The sequence below is a fragment of the Vibrio sp. OPT46 genome, from assembly GCF_015163535.1.
GTDB classification, from domain to species: domain Bacteria; phylum Pseudomonadota; class Gammaproteobacteria; order Enterobacterales; family Vibrionaceae; genus Vibrio; species Vibrio alginolyticus.
Window position 1 is genome coordinate 1 of sequence record NZ_JADDYG010000380.1, and the last position, 356, is coordinate 356.

1 protein-coding gene is annotated in these 356 nt (G+C 42.7%); it reads left to right on the top strand.

Translation table 11 applies throughout. The features are described from left to right. On the top strand, positions 1-356 hold a 356-nt coding region (locus tag IQR33_RS17725; protein WP_193843893.1), incomplete at both ends, for a DUF481 domain-containing protein.

Here is a 356-nt window from a genome sequence, read left to right on the forward strand (position 1 = left end):
AGTGCTGAATATACGTCAGGTCGACACCGTTCTAATGGTGAATGGAAGTACTACAACTTGTACAAAGACGGTGAAGAAGACAAACGCTCATCCACCTATTCCCTGCAGAGTGACTACAAGTTAGGCCCTAAGACGTATTTGTATGGCAGCTTTAAAGGAGTGGATTCTCGCTACAGTGCTTATTTTAAAGACTATACGTTGTCAGGTGGTTTGGGTTACCAGTTCTCCTACACTGAGAACTTCATTTTAGAGGTAGAAGTAGGCCCTGGTTTTCGCTATCAAGAGCCAAACTTAGACGAAATAGATGATGACGATATTGTCTTTCCCGATATCGTTAGAGAAGGCATTTTTCGAGG